Raw genomic sequence first — 19,422 nt, 5'->3', positions numbered from 1 at the left:
CGGGGTCACTGCGGGCGGGTTCCGCCGGCTTCGCGAGGGGGCCGCGAAGCACCGCGGAGGCGCGGGTGCCGGGGTCAGGAGCCCGGCGGGGGAGCGGACTGTCTGGGCACCGGGGCGCCGGCCGACGGATTGCGGGCCATCGCCGACATGTCCAGGGCGGGGGCGCCGAGGTCGGCCGCGGTGACGACGACCTCGCCGCCCGTGCGTCTCCGCTCCTCGGCGATGCTGAAGTACCGCTTGCGCAACTGCCGTACGTCGGAGGTGAGCCACGCCCCGGAGCCGACCGGCGCGTCGGGGTCGGGATGGTCGCCGCGAGCGGACTGGCTGAACTTCACGGTGTCCTCCGAAGTGAGGCTGCCGAGCTTGAGATGGGTGAGCGCGGAGTCCGGCCAGATCTCCTCGACCACCTCGTGCGCCGTGTCGGGATCCTGGTGACACACCTCGACGAACAGTACGATCCGGCTCCGCGCATGTTTCAGGCACGACCTCAGGAAGTCCGTGCGCACGGAGCCCATGCCGTCCCGCCAGTCCATGTGCGGCACCAGGACCAGCAACAGCGCGTCCTGCTGGGCGAGCAGCCTGCTGAGCGCCTTGAACGCCTCGTGGACGTCCTGTTCGCCCCGCACCCGCTGCAAGGTCTTCTCGGGGAGGTACCCGCTCAACTCGTCGACGATCTTGTCGCGCAGAGCGGCGTTGATGTCCTGGGTCGAGGCGAACTGCCCCCGCGCGTCCGTGCTGATGCCGTTCGCGCGATTGTCGTACCCGCCGGTCAACGCCACGTACGGGTGCGGCGGCCGGATGACCTCCGGCTGACCCGGCGCCGACGGCGGAGCCTGCTGTGTCACCCGTGCGAAGTGCTCCTCGAAGCGCGTCAGGTGCTGACGGGTGAGATGCACACACCGGTGGATCAGGGTCGTCTTGCCCATGCCGACGGGTCCCGTCACCACCACCAGATGCCCCGTGTCCACCTTCGGAAGGATCATCTCCGGCAGTCGTTTCAGGCACTGTTCGAACTGTTTCACCTGGTCCAAGGCGTGATCGACGTCCACCCACTGACCGGCGTGGCTGTCCTCCACCCACGGCACCAGCGGATGGTCGTCCAGCACCGACGGCGGCAGCCACGGCAGACTCGTCCTGCTGCCCGGCACGTTCACGCCGTACGGGTTGTCCTGAACCGGCCCGGTCATATGGCCGCTCCCGACCCGGCACGGCCGACCCGCCACTCCCGTACCGTCCGCCGGACCCAGTGCGCGACACCCCGGTCGAGGTCCGACACCGCGCGCAGCACCCGGTTCACGGCGTCCCCGGCCGTCCGTGACTCGGCGGCGCGGCCGTCCGTGCCGAGCACCGTGCCCGCGCGCGCCGAGGGCAGCGGCTCCGCCAGCGGAAGCCCCTCGGCGGCCTGTACCGCGGCCCGCCGCCGCGCCTCCGGACCCGACACCTGGAACAGCGTCCCGGCCAGTGTCTCCCGCGCCGACCGCACCGCCGTGTGATCCGCCTCCGCGTCCCCCTCGTACGCGGTCAGATACGCCCGCGCCGCCCCCCGGAACGCCGCCTCGTCGGTCCGCAGCCGCTGCCTCGACTGCCGCCGCTCGGACGACACCCGCTCGGAGAACTGGCCGCCCAGGGTGAGCAGCGCGCCCACCGCCAGCACGGGCAGCCCCTTCAGGAACGTCACGAACCAGCCGTCCTCACCGCCGGAGCCCTGCGCTGCCGCCACCCGCGGGTCGGCCGCGGCCGACATCAGCGCCGTACACGCCCGGGAGAAGTCCTCCTCGCGGCGGCCGGCCCACTGCTGGAGCGTCAGGCGGCCCGCGGAGCCCACGGGCCGCACCGAGTCCTGCCCCGCCGTATCGTCCGGCGTCAGCAGTTCCAGCGCGACCGCGGCCGTGACCAGGTCGGCACGGTGCGCGGGGGCCAGGCAGTACACCAGCCGCACGTCCCGCTCCCCGGACGCCGACGGCGCGGCGGACACCGGCGCGGCGGCGGCCGCCAGCAGCAGCACCGCCCCGCAGGCCGCCGTGAGCCCGTGAGCGCCGCGCACAGGGGACCGTGACCCGCGCGGCGGCGCGGTGGCCCGCTCCGCCGGCCGGACGCCGGGTGTACGGCCACCGGGCGGTGCGCCCCGCCGGCCGTGTCCCGTCCCCTGTCCCATACGCCGCTCCCCGTCCGGCCGCCCCGTCGTTCCGGCCTTCGTACGCCCCCTGGGACCTCGCCGGTCCCGTCGGCTCCACCCACTCCGTACCACCGCGCACACGCCGGGAACCGTACGGGCTCCCGGCCGTCCGTCCGCCACGGCTACGCGACCGGCCGCTCGTCCGCCACCAGCCGTTCGTGCCGGGAGGGACGCGCCTCCTCCTCGCGGAGTTCCCCGCCGCCCCGGCGCGAGCGCACACCGGGCGGACGGGGCAGCAGCTTCTGCGCGAGGGCGTGCAGCACGTTCACCGTGATGACGGCGGGGCCCACCGTGGCCGCCGTACCGGGAAAGTCGCGCTCCAGGGTCAGCGCGATCAGCACGGCCGTGATGCCGTTCTGCTGTGCCAGGCCCAGCGCGATCCGGTCGCCGCGCCCCAGACCCCGTACGAACAACGGCATCACCCCGAGCGCCACCACCGCCTGCGCCCCGAAGGCCGCCGTCCCCAGCACGAGCCCCGGCCACCACGCCACCCCCTGGGCGAGCAGCAGCCCGAGCGCCAGGAACGCGGCGAGGAACGCACCCCCCACCGCACGCCCCAGCACCCGGCCCACCACCGCCGAACGCACCACCAGACCCGCCAGCGCCACCGCGAGCATCAACTCCCGCGCCGCCGCCAGCACCACCATCGTCACCACGAGCAGCACCACTCCGGCGCCCCTCGCCCGCCGGACGGACCCGGCGTCCGGCAGCAGGGTGACCGTCCGGCGCCCCGCCCACCACACCAGCAGCACCCCGGCCAGCAGCGCGGCGTTGAGCCCCAGCCCCACCGCGTAGCCGCCCCCGCCGCCGCCCGCGATCTCGGGCGCGCCCGAGTGCCCGGCGGCCGTGTACGCGTACCCCGCGAGGTACAGCGTCAGCAGCACCGTCATCGGATCGTCGAACGACGCCCACGCCGTCAGCAACGACCGCGCACGCGGCGACATCCGCCCGTCGCGGCCGAGCGCGGCGACGGACAGCGGGTCGATCTGGGCCACCGCGACACCGAGCACCAGCGCCTCGGGCCGGCGCAGGACCAGCAGCATCACCCCCGCGATCAGCGCGGCCTTCAGCAGCACACCCACCGTCACGGCCGCCAGCACACCGGTCAGATCGGCCCGCAGTTCCCTGAGATCGATCCCGTACGTACTCCCGTACAGGCCGACGGCGAGCAGCAGCCCCGCGCCGAACAGATAGCCGCCCGAGTCCACCAGGGCCGAGGTGTCCACCACCAGCCCGCACACCACCCCGACGACCAGCGTGCCCGCCGCGCCCAGCACGATGGCGGGAACCGACTCCGGCAACCACCCGAAACGGGCACGCCCCGTCGTCGCCATGGCTCGTCCCCCCTCCGCTCCGGGCCCGCACGGTGTCCGGCACAGCCGAGGGCGCGCCGCCCGCACGGCACCGGTGGCCGCCGCGCGTCCATCGCCGTGGGGCAGGTGAATGGTAGGGGTCCCCGACACCGCGCCGGAAGCACGACACCGGCCTCGTCCACGGCAGTTGACGACTTCCCCGGCCCGCGTGGTCGCGCGGGACGGCACCGTCGCCGCACCGCCTTGTATGCACGATGCCCTTCAGGGGGCTTCAGCGAACACGGCAGGACGGGAAGCGGCCGTATCCGGTCGAATTCCACCCCTGTGGGTTCAGGGTCACCGGCGAGCCGCCGCCCACAGGCCGCGTACATGCCCCAGATGACGGCTCATCACCTCGCGTACCGCGTCCTCGTCACGGGACAGCAGCGCGTCCAGCAGCTCCAGGTGCTCCTCGGCGGAGGCCGTCAGACGGCCCGCCGCGGCCAGGGCGGTCAGTCCGTACAGGCGTGAACGGCCGCGCAGGTCGCGGACGACCTCCACCAGGTGCGCGTTGCCGGCCAGGGCGAGCAGGCCCAGGTGGAAGCGGGTGTCGGCGTCGACGTAGGAGATGAGGTCACCGGCCGCGGCGGCCGTGACGATCTCGCGGGCGACCGGCCGCAACGCCTCCAGGGACACCGGGTCGGCCGTCCGGGCCAGCCGCACGACCGTGGGGATCTCGATCAGCGCGCGGACGTGGGTGTACTCGTCGAGCTGACGCTCGGACACCTCGGTCACCCGGAACCCCTTGTTGGGGACGGTGTCGACCAGGCCCTCCTTCGCGAGGTCGAGCATCGCCTCGCGCACCGGGGTCGCCGACACCCCGAACCGGGCGGCGAGGCCGGGCGCCGAGTACACCTCGCCCGGACGCAGTTCACCCGTGATCAGCGCGGCGCGCAGCGCCTCGGCGACCCGCTCCCGGTAGCTGGGCTTCCTGCCGCCCAGTACGGGCAGGGCCGGGGTGTGCTGCGCAGCCATGGCGGGGCGCCCTTTTCGTCGGTCACCGGATCGGTCACCGGACATTATCGACGCCGCCTACAGCACGAACCCCGCCGGGAAGGGGTCCTCCGGGTCCAGCAGGTACTGCGCGGTGCCGGTGACCCAGGCCCGCCCGGTGAAGCTCGGCAGCACCGCGGGGATCCCCGCCACCTCCGTGGTGCCCAGCAGCCGGCCCGTGAACCGGGTGCCGATGAACGACTCGTTCACGAACTCCGTGTGCAGGGGCAGTTCGCCCCGCGCATGGAGTTGCGCCATGCGCGCACTGGTTCCGGTACCGCACGGAGACCGGTCGAACCAGCCCGGGTGGATCACCATGGCGTGCCGGGAAGCGCGGGCCGTGGCGCCGGGCGCGTGGAGATGGACGTGGTGACAGCCGCGGATCGACGGATCCTCGGGGTGCACCGGCTCGCCGTCGGCGTTGATCGCCTCCATCAGCGACAGACCGGCGGCCAGGATGTCGTCCTTGCGGGCGCGGTCGAACGGCAGCCCGAAGGCGTCCAGCGGCAGGATCGCGTAGAAGTTGCCGCCGTACGCGAGGTCGTACGTCACCCTCCGCCCGTCCGGCAGTGTCGCCTCGCGGTCGAGCGCCACGGCGAAGGACGGGACGTTCCTCAGCGTGACGCTCTTCGCCGCGCCGCCCTCCACCGCGACCTCGGCGACCACCGGGCCGGCCGGAGTGTCCAGGCGGATGGTGGTGACGGGCTCGACCACCTCCACCATCCCCGTCTCCACCAGCACCGTCGCCACCCCGATCGTCCCGTGCCCGCACATCGGCAGATAGCCGGAGACCTCGATGTACACGACACCCCAGTCGCAGTCCGGCCGGGTGGGCGGCTGGAGGATCGCGCCGCTCATCGCGGCGTGCCCGCGCGGCTCGTTCATGAGCAACCGCTTGATGTCGTCGCGGTGTTCACGGAAGTACAGCCGCCGCTCGTTCATCGTCGCACCGGGGACGGTGCCGATCCCGCCGGTGATCACGCGGGTGGGCATGCCCTCGGTGTGCGAGTCGACGGCGTGCAGGACGAGTGTGCTGCGCATGGACGGGTCCTTCTGGGCGGGGACGGGGGCGGGGACGGCGCGGGCGGGAAGGGGCGGGGAGGTCGTCCGAGCGGCTACGTCAGACCCGACGCGAGGGCCTTCTCGGTCGCCGCCCGCACGGCCGCCTCCTGCTCGGGCAGCAGGGGCAGGCGTGGCGGCCGGCACGGGCCGCCGTGGCGGCCGACGATGTCCATGGACAGCTTGATCGCCTGTACGAACTCGGTGCGCGAGTCCCAGCGGAGCAGCGGGTGCAGCTGGCGGTACAGCACCCGTGCCGTGTCCAGGTCGCCGGTCACGGCGGCGTGGTACAGCTCGACCGTCGCCGTGGGCAGCGCGTTCGGGTAGCCGGCGACCCAGCCCTTGGCGCCCGCCAGCGCGAGTTCCAGCAGGACGTCGTCGGCACCGACCAACAAGTCCAGTTCCGGGGCGAGTTCGGCGATGCGGTAGGCGCGGCGGACATCTCCCGAGAACTCCTTCACCGCGTGGATGCAGCCCTCGTCGTGCAGCCGGGCGAGCAGTTCGGGCACGAGGTCGACCTTGGTGTCGACCGGGTTGTTGTACGCCACCAGCGGCAGACCGGCCTCGGCGACCTCGGCGTAGTGCGCCAGGACCGAACGCTCGTCGGCGCGGTAGGAGTTGGGCGGCAGCAGCATCACGGCGGCGCACCCGGCGTCACGCGCCTGCTCGGCCCAGCGCCGGGCCTCCGCCGAGCCGTAGGCGGCGACACCGGGCATGACGCGCTGTCCGCCGATGGCGGCCACGGCGGTCTCGACGACCTTGGCGCGTTCCTCGGGTGTGAGGACCTGGTACTCGCCGAGCGAGCCGTTCGGTACGACTCCGTCGCAGCCGTTGTCGACCAGCCAGGCGCAGTGCTCGGCGAACCGGCCGTGGTCGACGGACAGATCGGTGTTCAAGGGGAGCGCGGTGGCGACGAGCACGCCGCGCCAGGGGCGGTGCCGCAAGGCGGTCATGAACGGTTCCCTCCCAGGGGGTGTGAGACGTGGCACGGACGGTTCACTTCACTGACGGTCCGGCCCGGCCGGGTGGTCGCCCGGCTCCCGGGCCAGGGCGCCCAGCGGTACCGGGCGGGCCAACAGACGGCGGCCCGAGCTGAGTTCGCAACCCGTGACGGCGGCGACGCCGGGTTCGCACATCCGGCCCTGGCACCAGCCCATGCCGGCCCGGGTCAGCAGTTTCACGGTGCGCAGGTCGCCCGCTCCGAGCCGGTCGGCCGCGGCCCGGACGGTCCCGGCGGTGACCTCCTCGCAGCGGCACACCACCGTGTCGTCGGCGACCTGGTCCGGCCGCCACCCGGGCGGCCCGTAGGCCTCTTCGAGAGCCGCGAAGAACGTCCGCAGCCGGGTACGGGCCCGCCCCGCCGCGGCCCAGTCGCGCGGGTCGGGTTCCCGGCCGCGCAGCCGTGCGGCGGCGGAGCGGCCGGCGATGTGCCCCTCGGCGAGCGCGAGGGCCGCGCCGCCGATCCCGGTGCTCTCCCCGGCCGCCCACACCCCGGGCACGTCGGTGCGCTGCTCGTCGTCGACGTACACGCCCGCCCCTTCGAGCCGGCAGCCGAGTGCCTCCGCGAGGTCGGTGTGCGGCAGCAGGCCGTGCCCGACGGCCAGGGCGTCGCAGGCGACGCGCCGCAGGGTGCCCGGCCGTGCCCGGCCCCCGGCGTCCAGGGCCGCCACCGTGACCGCCGCCACCCGTTCGGTGCCGTGCGCCTCGACCACCGCGTGGCCGGTGAGAACGGGGACACGACGGCGCAGCAGCCCGGCCGCGTAACGGGCGCCCTCGGCCGACTTGGCCGGCTCGGCGCCCAGTCGCCGGGCGCGGCGGGCGAAGTCGCGCGGGCGGGCCGACTCCACCAGCGCCGCGACCCGCGAGCCCGCCGCGGCCAGGCCCGTGGCCACCGGCAGCAGCAGCGGTCCGCTGCCGGCCACGACGACGGTGCGTCCCGGCAGCACCAGGCCGCCCTTGAGCATGGCCTGCGCGCCGCCCGCGGTCACCACGCCCGGCAGCGTCCAGCCGGGGAACGGCAGCACCTTCTCGTAGCCGCCGGTGGCCAGCAGGACGGCGTCGGCGCGCACGGTGACGGGCTCCTCCCGCACCGGGCCGGCCAGCGTGTGCACGAGATGAGCGGTCGACCGCCTCTCGACGTGCCACACATGATGGTCCGCCAGGTAGGTGATCCGGCCGTCGGCGACATACGCGTCGAACTCCGCGCGCAGCCGCCGCCACGAGCGCCCTCGACGGGGCGACGCTCGGGGGCGCCGGGCGGCGAGAGCGGGAGCCGGCTGCCGGTGGAACTGCCCGCCGGGCGTCCCTGCGGCGTCGACGAGGATCACGCGCACGCCTCCCGCGGCGGCCGCGAGCGCCGCGGCGAGCCCGGCGGGACCCGCGCCCACCACCGCGAGGTTCGGCGCCGGACGCTCAGCCATCGTGCCCCGTCCCCTCCTGCGTACGGACGTCCGCGCCGGGCTCGGCCGGAACGAGACAGGCCCGCAGGTTAGGGCGTCCGTCGACGGTGACCAGACAGTCGAAGCAGACGCCGATCCCGCAGAAGACGCCTCGCGGACGGCCCGTGCCCCGGGTGCCGCGCCAGGAGACGACGCCCGCAGCCCAGAGCGCCGCGGCCACCGTCCGGCCGGGCAGCGCCTCGATCTCCCGGCCGTCGAACGTGAGGGTGAACGGTGGCCCGGGCCGGGCCCGGTGCTTGACGGGCTTCACGAAGCGGCCCCCTCGGGGAAGCGGTCGGGACGGAACGCGGTGAGGTCGAGATCCGGTTCGCCGCCGGTGAGCACCTGGGCGAGCAGCCGGCCGGTACCGGTCGCGAGCCCGATGCCCGCGCCCTCGTGCCCACAGGCGTGGAACAGGCCCGGCGCCCGGGGATCGGCGCCGATGGCGGGCAGGTGGTCCGGCAGATAGGGGCGGAAGCCCAGGTAGGCGCGGATCACCCGGACCCGTTCGAGGAACGGGAACAGCAGGGTCGCGCCCGCGGCCAGGGCCCGTACGGCCGGGAGGGAGAGGGAGCGGTCGAAGCCGACGCGCTCGCGGCTCGCGCCGATCAGCACGGGGCCGGCCGCCGTGCCCTCGACGACCGGCGAGGTCTTCAGGGCGGCGGAGTCGCTGGCCACGTCGGCCACGTAGTCGGCGGCGTACACCTTATGGCGCACCATGCGGGGCAGCGGCTCGGTGACCAGGACATGGCCGCGGCGGGGGAGGACGGGCAGACCGACGCCCGCGAGCGCGGCCACCTCGCCGCCCCAGGCGCCCGCGGCGTTCACCACGGCCGGGGCATGGATCTCGCCCCGGTCGGTGCGCACCCCGCGCACCGTCGCGCCGGGACCGCGCAGCACCCCGGTCACGGTCCGCCCGGTCTCCAGGCGGGCGCCCGAGGCCCGTATCAGGTGGGCGGCGGCCAAGGCCGGCATGACCTGGGCGTCCTGCGGATAGAGGACGCCGCCCGCGAGGCCCGGCGCCAAGTGCGGTTCGAGGGTGTGAAGTCGCTCGGCATCGACACTCAACGCGTCGACTCCGGCGTCCCGTTGCCCGGTCGCGAACTTCTCCAGGGTCGCCAGGGCGCCGGGTTCGGAGGCGACGACGAGGCCGCCCTTGGGCTCGTACTCGATGTCCGGTCCGAGCGTGTCTGCCAGCTCGGTCCACAACCGGGCGGACAGCAGGGCGAGTTCGAGTTCCGGTCCGGGTTCCTTGTCGGAGACGAGGAGATTGCCCTCGCCCGCGCCGGTCGTGCCGCCCGCCACCGGTCCGCGGTCCACCAGGGCGACGTCGAGACCCGCCCGGGACGCGTACAGGGCGCAGGCGGCCCCCACCATGCCCGCTCCGACCACAACGACGTCGCAGGTCAGTCGGTTGCCCACGCCAGTACTATGTCACACGCCACTATGCGCGGGAACGGTCTCACTCGAACTGACTGGGCGCGGGCGCGGGCGACTTGCCGGCGAGTACGTCCTTCAGGTGCTGGGTGCCGAACAGAACCGCGTCCGCTGTGCTGTCGTGATCGGCGCCGTCCGGACCGCCGTTGGTGACCGTCACGGCGTCCGCGCCGACCTGCGAGGCGGCGACGTCCAGGGTGAGGGTGACGGGCGCACCGTCCGCGCTGCCCCGCACCGTCACGGTCAACGCCTGCGCGGAGCCCGCCGCCTTCGGCAGGGCCGTCGCCACGACCTGTACGGTCCGGTCGCCGCCGGAGCCGGTCGCGGTGAACTGGTCGCAGGTGTCGGGCAGGTTCTTCAGCCAGGTCATCGACTTGTCGAGGTCGCCCTTGTCGTAGGTGGCGACCTGCTGGAGAAGCCGGGAGTCACCCTCGGTGAATCCCACGACCGCCGACGCGCCGGAGGGCTTGCCCAGGAGATCCTTGCCGTAGAGCCCGTCGAGCAGACGCTGGCAGTCGGCGACGTCCGTCTTGCCGGTGAGGAACTGGGCGGCGTCGACCTTGCCGACGAGCAGCGAGTCCTTCCAGGTGTCGGCGTCCTTCGCCTGGGTCCAGGCGTCCTCCAGGTCGGCCTCCGTGATCAGCGCGGTCCGCGCCTGGGCCTGGGTGAGGGCCGCGGACGGGCTGGGGGAGTCTGCCGCGCCGGTGGGCCCGGTCGCGGTCGCGGAGGCGGTGGCGTCCGAGCCGCCCGAGTCACCGGCGTCGTCGTCCGAGCAGGCGGCCGTGGTCAGCAGCGTGCCGACCGCCAGGGCCGAGGCGAGGGCGCGGGCGCGCCGGGAGGGACGAGGGGTCATCGCGGATGCCTCCTGAGGACGTGGACGTTCCCGCGGGCTGCCGGGTGCTCCTCCCACGGCACCACCGGCTCCGGTGGCCGACCAGCGCACGGCGCCGAAAGGGTGAACGCGTTCGGACCCGCGGCCCTCGGCCCGCCCGCCTCAGCCCGTGCCGTGCCCCGTGCCGTGCCCCGTGCCGTGCCCCGCGCCGGGACCTCCCGGTGAGGTCACTCGCACGTGGCGCCCGCCGCAGTCGGGGCAGACCGCCTCCGACAGCGGGGTTCTGACCGCCCTGCCGTCCTCGTCGACGTACTCCTGGGTGGTCAACCCCGCGGCGTCGGTCGGGTCGGTGAAGAACATGACGCGGAACACGGCCTCCCAGACGTGCCCGCAGTCGCCGCAGACGAACGCGAACGTCTCGGACACCGGTCCGTGCTCCGCGCCGGACGTGGACATCGGCATCGCCATCGGTACGGTCCTCTCGCCGTCGCAGCACCTCCAGCGCACCCCGCGCGCGGAGTCCCCGCAACTCGGACGCGGGCCCCCGCAACCTGGACGCCCTCCCGGGTGGGACGCGCCGCTCACACCCCGCCCGACACCGACGAGGGCGGGAAAGCGCGGCCGCCCCGGCCGCCGGCCTGACTGGGCGGAAAATCCGAGGTGGCGGCGGTCGTGGCAGGGCATCATGGCTGTCCCGCCGCCCGACCGCCGGGCGGGACACGGGACGGCGCCCGCGGCCGTACGCGACGGCCCGCGCCGGCGCGACGACCACCATCGGGGGCTCCTGTGACCGTGCCGAACATCCTGCTGTCCGGCGTCGTCGGCTCGACCGCGTACGGACTCGCCCACGAGGGTTCCGACGTGGACCGGCTCGGCATGTTCGCGGCTCCCACCGAGGAGCTGCACGGCCTGCGCGGGCCGAAGGAGTCCCACGTCAGCACGGCACCGGACCGTACGCTGCACGAGGCCGCCAAGTGGTGCCGACTGGCCCTGGGCGGCAATCCGACCGTGATGGAACTCGTCTGGCTGCCTGATGAGTTGTACGAGGTCCGTACCCCGCTCGGTGACGAACTCATCGACATCAGGGCGTCGTTCCTGAGCGCCCGACGGGTTCGCGACGCCTACCTCGGTTACGCCACACAGCAGTTCAGGAAGTTGCGCGGCCGCGGCGACGGGTCGTTCTCCTCCGACACCCGTCGGCGGACCGCCAAGCACGCCCGTCACCTCAAACGCCTGTGCGGACAGGGCTACGAGCTCTACACGACGGGCCGGTTGAGCATCCGGGTCGAGGACCCCGAGAGCTATCACCGCTTCGGCGAACAGGTGGCGGGCGACCCGGATGCGGCCCTGCCGCTGCTGCGCCGGTTCGAGGAGGCCTTCGAGGAGACCCCCAGCGTGCTCCCGGAGCAGCCGGACGAGGCGGCGGCCGACGCGTGGCTGCGACGGGTGCGGGCGCACTTCTACCCGGCCGGAAAGGCCGCCCCGGCCGAGGTGGCCGACAAGTGCGCGTGAGGCGCCGTTAATTCGAGTGACCGGACGTCCTCGCGCTCCCTACACTCGTCACACATCACGCGCCCCGACGGTACGGTGGCGCGTCGTCGTGACGAGTGAGGGGAGCCCGGCCGTGTGTGACCGCACCGCTGTCGTCGTTCCCCGTTCCCGGTACGAGGTGATCCTCGTGTCTTCGGCCGCCCGGTGCCCGCTGCGCGGCCGGCACCGGATGCCGTGACGAGTCGGCTTCCGACCTCTCGAAACTCTCGGGCCGTGGCCCACACCGACGTGCCGACCGCACCGGCCCGCTGACCGCACCGATCCGCCGCCCGGCTGATCGGCTGTCAGCGGGTGCGTGCGCCGAGCGGCACGCCGGTGGGCCACCCCGCCGCCCTCGTCCGGTGATCGCGCCGCCCTCTCTCCGTCACCTCGAAAGGCCATGGGCCGTGCGTACCGACCTCAACCGTCACCTCACCAGCCCCGACGCGCTCGCCGCCGTCCGCAACCTGGGCATCCTCGCCCACGTCGACGCCGGCAAGACCACCGTCACCGAGCGGATCCTGTTCGCGACCGGCAGCACGCACAAGCGGGGCGAGGTCCACGACGGCACGACCGTCACCGACTTCGACCCGCAGGAGCGCGACCGCGGCATCACCATCTCCGCCGCGGCCGTCACGTGTGCCTGGGACGGTCACCGGATCAACCTGATCGACACCCCCGGACACGTGGACTTCGCCGACGAGGTGGAACGCTCGCTGCGCGTGCTCGACGGCGCCGTGGCGGTGTTCGACGCCGTCGCGGGAGTGGAACCGCAGAGCGAGTCCGTGTGGCGGCAGGCCGACCGGCACGCCGTGCCGAGGATCGCCTTCGTCAACAAACTCGACCGGGCGGGCGCCGACCTGGACACGGCCGTCGCCTCGATCCGGCGGCGACTGCACCCGGCTCCGCTGGTGGTCCAGCTGCCGATCGGCGCGGAGGACGGCTTCACCGGCGTGGTGGACCTGCTGCGCATGCGTGCGCTGGTCTGGGCCGACGACGCCGACGCGGCCGAGGAGGGTCCGGTGCCGGCCGAACTGCGTGAGGAGGCGCACCGGCGGCGCCGGATGCTGGAGGAGGCCGTGGCCGAACTGCACGCGGACGCGTTGGACGAGTTCTGCGCGCGGTCGACGGTGTCCGCGCGCACGCTGGCCGCCGCCCTGCGCGACCTGACGCACAGCGGCGACGGCGTGGTCGTGCTGTGCGGCTCGGCCTATCGCAACCGGGGGATCGAGCCGCTGCTCGACGCCGTCGTGTCCTACCTGCCCTCGCCGTTGGACGTACCCGCGGTGAGCGGTACCCACGACGGCGTGCGGCAGGAGCGGTCCGCCGACCCGGCGGCGCCGCTCGCGGCCCTGGTGTTCAAGGTGAACGCCACGGCGACGGGACGGCTGACGTACCTGCGGGTGTACTCGGGAACGATCGAGAAGGGAGACGCGGTGATGGACGCGGGCGCACGGCGCACCGAACGCGTCGGCCGCATCCTGCGGGTGCAGGCGGACCGCCGGACCCAGCTGGAGCGGGCGGTGGCCGGGGACATCGTGGCCGTCGTCGGCCTGAAGTCGGTCCGCGCGGGCTCCACCCTGTGCGCTCCCGAGGCACCCCTCGTGCTCGAACCGCCCGGTGTCGCCGACCCGGTCGTCTCCGTGGCGGTCGAGGCCCGCCGGGGCACCGACAGCGATCGGCTGGTCACCGCGCTCGCGCGGCTGGCCGAGGAGGACCCCTCGCTGGTCGTCCGCACTGACCCGGAGACGGGCCAGACGGTCCTGTCGGGCATGGGTGAACTGCACCTGGAGGTGGCGGTGGAGAAGCTCCGGCGCGCGCACGGCCTGGACGTCAACGTGGGCCGCCCGAGGGTGGCCCACCGGGAGACGGTCGCGGGCGGCGTCTCCGGGTTCGTCTTCCGGCACGTCAAACAGGACGGAGGGGCAGGCCAGTTCGCGCACGTCGTCCTCGACGTGGAACCACTGCGACCGGCGGGCCCGCCGGTCGGGTCGGACGGACACGACGGACACGAGGGACACGACGGAGGACAGGATGGGCAGCAGGTGCGGGCCGGGCACGGCGGCCCGGGATTCGAGTTCCGCTCGGCCGTGGTCGGCGGACGGGTCCCGCAGGAGTACGTCCGCGCGGTCGAGGCCGGGTGCCGGGACGCCCTCGCCGACGGTCCGCTCGGCGGGCATCCGGTGACCGGGCTGCGGGTCACGCTGACCGACGGGGCGACGCATGTGAAGGACTCCTCCGACACGGCGTTCCGTACCGCCGGCCGGCTCGGCCTGCGGGAGGCCCTGCGCGCCTGCGCGATGGTCCTCCTGGAACCGGTCGTCGAGGTCACCGTCACCGTGCCCGAGGACGCGGTCGGCGGGGTGCTCGGTGATCTGGCCGCACGGCGCGGCCGGGTCACGGGCTCCGTCATGCGGGGTGGTTCGGCGGTCGTCACCGCGACCGTGCCCCTGGCCGAGCTGTTCGGCTACGCGACGCGTCTGCGCAGCCGGACCCAGGGCCGCGGCACGTTCACGGCCCGGCCCACCGGCTACGCGCCGGCGCCGGTGACCGCGCCGAACGCGGCGGCGGCCGGCGGTTCCCGGTAGCGGCGCCCGCCGGTCCGCACCACGAGCTGTCCAGGCTCGTGGTGCGGACCGGTCGCGCCCCGGCCGCTCCGACACCCCCTGTCGAGCCGTCCAACACCGCGTCGAAACCCAACCGTTGTACAGCGCCGCCGCGTCACCTCCGCCGCAGGTCACAGCCCGTCCGGCGGGGACGCGCACCCGTCCTGGCCCCCGTTCGCGCCCGACTCGCCCCGGACGACCCTGCCGGATGTCTTGACGCGCCTTTCTTCCGAGGTTTAACTCACGTCCTAAATTAAGCCATGAGGGGCTTCGGGAGTCGAACGGGGTGTCACTTCCGCGGTCTGTCTCGGGCATCGACTCCAGGAAAGGGACACCAGGAGCCATGCGCAGTTTCCGAGCCGCGGCCGTCGGCGCCGTCACCATGTCACTCGCCCTTGCCGCCTCGGCCTGCGGAGGCGGATCGTCGTCGGGCGGCGGGTCCGACGACTCGCCGAAGACGCTCACCTACTGGGCCTCCAACCAGGGCGCGAGCATCGAGATCGACAAGAAGGTCCTCCAGCCCGAACTCGACAAGTTCGAGAAGCAGACCGGCATCAAGGTCAAGCTGGAAGTGGTCCCCTGGTCGGACCTGCTGAACCGGATCCTCACCGCCACCACCTCCGGCCAGGGACCCGACGTCCTCAACATCGGCAACACCTGGAGCGCCTCGCTGCAGGCCACCGGGGCACTGCTGCCGTGGGACGCGAAGAACTTCGCCGCGATCGGCGGCAAGGACCGCTTCGTCGCGTCCGCGCTCGGCTCGACCGGCGCCGAGGGCAAGGACCCCGCGGCGGTGCCGCTGTACTCGATGGCGTACGCGCTCTACTACAACAAGCAGATGTTCGCCGACGCCGGCATAGCCAATCCGCCGGCCACCTGGGACGAACTGGTCGCCGACGGCAAGAAGCTGTCCAAGGGCGGCAAGTGGGGCCTGGGCGCCGAGGGCGCGAACGTGTCGGAGAACATCCACCACGCCTTCGTCTTCGCCAAGCAGCACGGCGCCGACTTCTTCACCGCCGACGGCAAGGCCGACTTCACCTCGGACAACGTGGTCGCCGCGGTCAAGCAGTACGTCGACCTGATGGCCGCCGACAAGATCATCGCCCCCGGCAACGCCGAATACGCGCAGAACCAGTCCGTCAGCGACTTCGCCAAGGGCAAGAACGCGATGCTGCTGTGGCAGTCCGCGTCCGCCAACCTCAAGTCCCAGGGCATGAGCGAGGACGACTACGGCATCGCCCCGGTGCCCGTGCAGTCCGGCACCCCCGGCACCGGCGCGAACGTCAACTCGATGGTGGCCGGCATCAACCTGGCCGTCTTCAAGAACTCCGACAACCTCAGCGGCGCCACCAAGTTCGTGAAGTTCATGACGAGCGACGCCGAGCAGAAGATCCTCAACACCGCGTACACCTCCATCCCGCCGGTCGCCTCCGCGCAGACGGACGCCGCCTTCAACACCGCCTCCAACGCCGTCCTGAAGGACACCCTCGCGAAGAGCGCCGCCGCGCTGCCGCAGGTCGCCGACGAGTCCCAGTTCGAGACGGCCGTCGGTACGGCGATCAAGGAACTGTTCGCCGACGCCGCCGGCGGCCGCCCGGTCACCACCGAGTCGGTCAAGGCCAAGCTCGAGAAGGCCCAGCAGCAGATGCCGACGAAGTGAGCACGATGACCACCACTGTCTCCTCGGAGGCCGGCGGGCGGGTCGTGCGCAAGGACACCCCCGGTGCGGCGCGCGGTCCCCGCCGCCGCACCGGGCGGCTCCGCCGTATCGGGCTGCCGTACGTCCTGCTGTTGCCGGCGCTGATCCTCGAACTCCTGGTCCACCTGGTGCCGATGGTGATCGGCATCGTGATGAGCTTCAAGGAGCTCACCCAGTTCTACATCCGCGACTGGGGCGCGGCGCCGTGGTCCGGACTGGACAACTACTCGGTGTCGGTCGACTTCGACGCACCCGTCGGCGAGGCACTGCTCCACTCGTTCCTGGTCACGGTCGGCTTCACCCTGCTGTCCGTCGGCCTGTGCTGGCTGATCGGCACGGCGGCCGCGATCTGCATGCAGGACACCTTCCGCGGCCGTGGCCTGCTGCGCGCCCTGTTCCTCGTCCCGTACGCCCTGCCGGTCTACGCGGCCGTCATCACCTGGGTGTTCATGTTCCAGCACGACAACGGCCTGGTGAACCACGTGCTGCACGACCAGCTGCACCTCACCGACCAGCCGTCCTTCTGGCTGATCGGCGACAACAGCTTCTACGCGCTGCTCGTCGTGTCCGTGTGGAAGGGCTGGCCGTTCGCCTTCCTGATCGTCATGGCCGGCCTCCAGAACATCCCGCGGGAGCTGTACGAGGCGGCCGCCCTCGACGGCGCCGGTGTGTGGCAGCAGATCCGCCGTATCACCCTGCCGTCGCTGCGCCCGGTCAACCAGGTACTGATCCTGGTGCTGTTCCTGTGGACGTTCAACGACTTCAACACGCCGTACGTCCTGTTCGGCAAGGCCGCCCCGGAGGCCGCGGACCTCATCTCGGTCCACATCTACCAGGCCTCCTTCGTCACCTGGAACTTCGGCACCGGATCGGCGATGTCCGTGCTCCTGCTGCTCTTCCTGCTCGTCGTCACCGGCGTGTACCTCGCCCTGACGTCGCGCGGACGGAGGACCTCGAATGTCTGACTCCCCGATGGCACAGCCGAGTTCGTTCGTGTGGACCCGGCGGGTCTTCCTCACCCTGCTCACCGGGTTCGTGCTGGTGCCGGTGTACGTCATGATCTCCAGCTCGCTGAAGCCGCTGGCTGACGTCACCGGCAAGTTCCGCTGGCTGCCGAGCGGCCTGACCATCCGCCCGTACATCGACATCTGGTCGACCGTCCCGCTCGCCCGGTACTTCGTGAACTCGCTGATCGTGGCCGGGGCGGCCACCGCCTGCTCGGTGGTGATCGCGGTCTTCTCCGCGTACGCGGTCAGCCGCTACGAGTTCCGCGGCAAGCGCGTGTTCACGGTCACCGTCCTGTCGACGCAGATGTTCCCCGGCATCCTCTTCCTCCTGCCGCTGTTCCTCCTGTACGTCAACATCGGCAACGCCACGGGCATCGCCCTGTTCGGCTCGCGCGGCGGGCTGATCCTGACGTATCTCACCTTCTCCCTCCCGTTCTCGATCTGGATGCTGATCGGGTACTTCGACTCGGTGCCGCGCGAACTCGACGAAGCGGCGCTCGTGGACGGCTGCGGCCCGCTCGGCGCGCTGTTCCGGGTCGTGGTGCCGGCCGCCATCCCGGGCATCGTCGCGGTGGCCGTCTACGCCTTCATGACGGCCTGGGGCGAGGTGCTGTTCGCGTCGGTGATGACCAACGACACCACCCGCACGCTCGCCGTCGGGCTCCAGGGCTACTCCACGCTCAACGACGTGTACTGGAACCAGATCATGGCCGCCTCGCTCGTCGTGAGCGTCCCCGTGGTCGCCGGATTCCTGCTGCTCCAGCGCTATCTCGTCGCCGGACTCACCGCCGGAGCGGTGAAGTGACCAGCGGCGAAGCGACCGACCCCCCAATTCCTGAGAGGGCTTCAGTGTCCGAACGTATCGACCTCGCCGCACTGCCGCACGACTTCCTGTGGGGCACGGCCACATCGGCGTACCAGATCGAGGGAGCCGTGGCGGAGGACGGCCGTTCGCCGTCGATCTGGGACACCTTCTCGCACACCCCCGGCAAGATCGACAACGACGACCACGGCGACGTCGCCTGCGACCACTACCACCGCTGGCGCGAGGACATCGGCCTGATGCGCGACCTGGGCACCAACGCCTACCGGCTGTCGGTCGCCTGGCCGCGGGTGGTGCCCGGCGGCGACGGCCCCGTCAACGCCAAGGGACTCGCGTTCTACGACGAGGTGGTCGACGGTCTGCTGGCGGCGGGCATCACCCCGTCCGTCACGCTCTACCACTGGGACCTGCCCCAGGCGCTCCAGGACCGCGGCGGCTGGCCCGAGCGTGAGACGGCGGAGCACTTCGCCGCGTACGCCGCGGCCGTCGCCGAGCGCCTCGGTGACCGGGTCACCCACTGGGCGACCCTCAACGAGCCGCTCTGCTCGGCCTGGATCGGTCACCTGGAGGGCAAGATGGCCCCCGGTCTGACCGACCTGACGGCCGCCGTCCGCGCCTCCTACCACCTCCTGCTCGGCCACGGCCTCGCCGCACAGGCCATCCGCGCCGCCGCGCCCCACGCCGAAGTCGGCATCGTCAACAACCTCTCCACCGTGTACGCCGCCTCCGACCGGCCCGAGGACGTGGCCGCGGCCCGCCGGATGGACGGCCACACCAACCGCTGGTGGCTGGACCCGGTGCACGGCCGCGGCTTCCCGGCCGACATGCGCGAGGTCTACGGCGTCGAACTCCCCGAGCGGCCGGGCGACCTGGAGACGATCGCCGCACCGCTCGACTGGCTGGGCCTGAACTACTACTTCCCGGCCACCGTCGAGGACGACCCCACCGGCCCGGCGCCGCACGCCCGTTCGGTGCGCCGCGAGGGTGTCCCGCGCAGCGGCATGGACTGGGAGATCGACGCGAGCGGCATCGAGACGCTGCTGCTGCGCCTCACCGAGGAGTACGGCCCGCGCAAGCTGTACGTGACGGAGAACGGCTCCGCCTTCCCCGACGTCGTACGCCCCGACGGCACCGTCGACGACCCCGAGCGCCAGGAGTACCTGATCCAGCACCTCGCCGCCTGCGCGTCCGCCGCCCGCAAGGGCGCCCCGCTGGCCGGCTACTTCGCCTGGTCGCTCCTGGACAACTTCGAGTGGGCGTACGGCTACGACAAGCGCTTCGGGCTGGTCCACGTCGACTACCACACCCAGGCCCGCACCATCAAGGGCACCGGCCACCGCTACGCGGACGTCGTCCGCGCCCACCGGGGCCGGTCGAGCCGGGCCGCCTGAGGTCCTCGAACCCCTGCGGTGGGCGTGGGCGCGGGAGTCCACGCCCACCGCAGGTCACCACGGCACGATCCGAGGAGCA

17 protein-coding genes are annotated in these 19,422 nt (G+C 72.9%); 6 read left to right on the top strand and 11 right to left on the bottom strand.

The genetic code is table 11. From position 1 onward, the window contains the following. Positions 1-74: 74 nt before the first annotated feature. From ACWCQK_RS02275 to ACWCQK_RS02225, 11 genes are all read right to left on the bottom strand, one after another. Positions 75-1,187 carry an AAA family ATPase gene (locus tag ACWCQK_RS02275; RefSeq protein ID WP_451150926.1) on the bottom strand — a complete coding sequence of 371 codons (1,113 nt, stop codon included), beginning with the start codon at positions 1,185-1,187 and terminating at the stop codon, positions 75-77. Next, a complete protein-coding gene (locus tag ACWCQK_RS02270) occupies positions 1,184-2,155 on the bottom strand; it encodes a hypothetical protein (protein WP_451150924.1) in 972 nt (323 codons plus the stop codon). The genes ACWCQK_RS02275 and ACWCQK_RS02270 overlap by 4 nt, the downstream gene beginning before the upstream one ends. Positions 2,156-2,298: 143 nt before the next feature. Beyond that, positions 2,299-3,510, bottom strand: a complete 1,212-nt coding sequence (locus ACWCQK_RS02265) for a hypothetical protein (protein WP_451150922.1) — start codon at positions 3,508-3,510, stop codon at positions 2,299-2,301. 315 nt (positions 3,511-3,825) lie between these two features. Further along, positions 3,826-4,503 (bottom strand): GntR family transcriptional regulator, encoded by a 678-nt coding sequence (locus ACWCQK_RS02260; protein WP_451150920.1) that lies wholly within the window; start codon positions 4,501-4,503, stop codon positions 3,826-3,828. Positions 4,504-4,560: 57 nt separating this feature from the next. Beyond that, positions 4,561-5,562: a proline racemase family protein gene (locus ACWCQK_RS02255; protein ID WP_451150918.1), complete on the bottom strand. Its 1,002-nt coding sequence runs from the start codon at positions 5,560-5,562 to the stop codon at positions 4,561-4,563. Between the two features lie 74 nt (positions 5,563-5,636). Further along, positions 5,637-6,533: a dihydrodipicolinate synthase family protein gene (locus ACWCQK_RS02250; RefSeq protein ID WP_451150916.1), complete on the bottom strand. Its 897-nt coding sequence runs from the start codon at positions 6,531-6,533 to the stop codon at positions 5,637-5,639. Between the two features lie 48 nt (positions 6,534-6,581). After that, positions 6,582-8,000, bottom strand: coding sequence for an FAD/NAD(P)-dependent oxidoreductase (locus ACWCQK_RS02245; RefSeq protein ID WP_451150914.1), 1,419 nt, complete (start codon positions 7,998-8,000; stop codon positions 6,582-6,584). Then, positions 7,993-8,289, bottom strand: a complete 297-nt coding sequence (locus ACWCQK_RS02240) for a (2Fe-2S)-binding protein (protein WP_451150912.1) — start codon at positions 8,287-8,289, stop codon at positions 7,993-7,995. Before ACWCQK_RS02240 ends, ACWCQK_RS02245 begins: the two co-directional genes overlap by 8 nt. Beyond that, the gene (locus tag ACWCQK_RS02235; protein ID WP_451150910.1) at positions 8,286-9,440 is read right to left on the bottom strand and encodes an NAD(P)/FAD-dependent oxidoreductase; all 1,155 of its coding nucleotides are present in this window, start codon (positions 9,438-9,440) and stop codon (positions 8,286-8,288) included. The genes ACWCQK_RS02240 and ACWCQK_RS02235 overlap by 4 nt, the downstream gene beginning before the upstream one ends. Positions 9,441-9,480: 40 nt before the next feature. Next, positions 9,481-10,308, bottom strand: coding sequence for a hypothetical protein (locus tag ACWCQK_RS02230; RefSeq protein ID WP_451150908.1), 828 nt, complete (start codon positions 10,306-10,308; stop codon positions 9,481-9,483). Between the two features lie 141 nt (positions 10,309-10,449). Beyond that, entirely contained in the window at positions 10,450-10,755 is a 306-nt protein-coding gene (locus ACWCQK_RS02225) for a hypothetical protein (protein ID WP_451150906.1), read from the bottom strand. Between the two features lie 318 nt (positions 10,756-11,073). On the opposite strand from ACWCQK_RS02225, the gene ACWCQK_RS02220 reads away from it, so the two are divergent. The 6 genes from ACWCQK_RS02220 (at position 11,074) to ACWCQK_RS02195 (ending at position 19,343) form a co-directional block, all read left to right on the top strand. Further along, positions 11,074-11,799, top strand: a complete 726-nt coding sequence (locus tag ACWCQK_RS02220) for a nucleotidyltransferase domain-containing protein (RefSeq protein WP_451150904.1) — start codon at positions 11,074-11,076, stop codon at positions 11,797-11,799. Positions 11,800-12,224: 425 nt separating this feature from the next. Next, complete coding sequence (locus ACWCQK_RS02215) at positions 12,225-14,405, top strand: elongation factor G (protein WP_451150902.1); 2,181 nt, start codon at positions 12,225-12,227, stop codon at positions 14,403-14,405. Positions 14,406-14,766: 361 nt separating this feature from the next. Next, on the top strand, positions 14,767-16,083 hold the full coding sequence (locus ACWCQK_RS02210; protein WP_451150900.1) for an ABC transporter substrate-binding protein: 1,317 nt from the start codon (positions 14,767-14,769) through the stop codon (positions 16,081-16,083). Positions 16,084-16,088: 5 nt separating this feature from the next. After that, positions 16,089-17,087 carry a carbohydrate ABC transporter permease gene (locus tag ACWCQK_RS02205; RefSeq protein ID WP_451150898.1) on the top strand — a complete coding sequence of 333 codons (999 nt, stop codon included), beginning with the start codon at positions 16,089-16,091 and terminating at the stop codon, positions 17,085-17,087. Further along, positions 17,080-17,934 carry a carbohydrate ABC transporter permease gene (locus ACWCQK_RS02200; protein ID WP_451150896.1) on the top strand — a complete coding sequence of 285 codons (855 nt, stop codon included), beginning with the start codon at positions 17,080-17,082 and terminating at the stop codon, positions 17,932-17,934. Before ACWCQK_RS02205 ends, ACWCQK_RS02200 begins: the two co-directional genes overlap by 8 nt. Before the next feature lie 44 nt (positions 17,935-17,978). Continuing rightward, positions 17,979-19,343, top strand: coding sequence for a GH1 family beta-glucosidase (locus ACWCQK_RS02195; RefSeq protein ID WP_451150894.1), 1,365 nt, complete (start codon positions 17,979-17,981; stop codon positions 19,341-19,343). The last annotated feature ends 79 nt before the right edge of the window (positions 19,344-19,422 follow it).

The organism is Streptomyces sp. NPDC002306 (assembly GCF_053593435.1).
This window is presented reverse-complemented; position numbering and strand designations above follow the sequence as displayed.

Excerpts from the sequence above, each read along its gene's own strand:
- ACWCQK_RS02275 (WP_451150926.1), bottom strand. The coding sequence starts at position 1,187 with ATGACCGGGCCGGTTCAGGACAACCCGTACGGCGTGAACGTGCCGGGC.
- ACWCQK_RS02270 (WP_451150924.1), bottom strand. The coding sequence starts at position 2,155 with ATGGGACAGGGGACGGGACACGGCCGGCGGGGCGCACCGCCCGGTGGC.
- ACWCQK_RS02265 (WP_451150922.1), bottom strand. The coding sequence starts at position 3,510 with ATGGCGACGACGGGGCGTGCCCGTTTCGGGTGGTTGCCGGAGTCGGTT.
- ACWCQK_RS02260 (WP_451150920.1), bottom strand. The coding sequence starts at position 4,503 with ATGGCTGCGCAGCACACCCCGGCCCTGCCCGTACTGGGCGGCAGGAAG.
- ACWCQK_RS02255 (WP_451150918.1), bottom strand. The coding sequence starts at position 5,562 with ATGCGCAGCACACTCGTCCTGCACGCCGTCGACTCGCACACCGAGGGC.
- ACWCQK_RS02250 (WP_451150916.1), bottom strand. The coding sequence starts at position 6,533 with ATGACCGCCTTGCGGCACCGCCCCTGGCGCGGCGTGCTCGTCGCCACC.
- ACWCQK_RS02245 (WP_451150914.1), bottom strand. The coding sequence starts at position 8,000 with ATGGCTGAGCGTCCGGCGCCGAACCTCGCGGTGGTGGGCGCGGGTCCC.
- ACWCQK_RS02230 (WP_451150908.1), bottom strand. The coding sequence starts at position 10,308 with ATGACCCCTCGTCCCTCCCGGCGCGCCCGCGCCCTCGCCTCGGCCCTG.
- ACWCQK_RS02225 (WP_451150906.1), bottom strand. The coding sequence starts at position 10,755 with ATGGCGATGCCGATGTCCACGTCCGGCGCGGAGCACGGACCGGTGTCC.
- ACWCQK_RS02210 (WP_451150900.1), top strand. The coding sequence starts at position 14,767 with ATGCGCAGTTTCCGAGCCGCGGCCGTCGGCGCCGTCACCATGTCACTC.
- ACWCQK_RS02205 (WP_451150898.1), top strand. The coding sequence starts at position 16,089 with ATGACCACCACTGTCTCCTCGGAGGCCGGCGGGCGGGTCGTGCGCAAG.
- ACWCQK_RS02200 (WP_451150896.1), top strand. The coding sequence starts at position 17,080 with ATGTCTGACTCCCCGATGGCACAGCCGAGTTCGTTCGTGTGGACCCGG.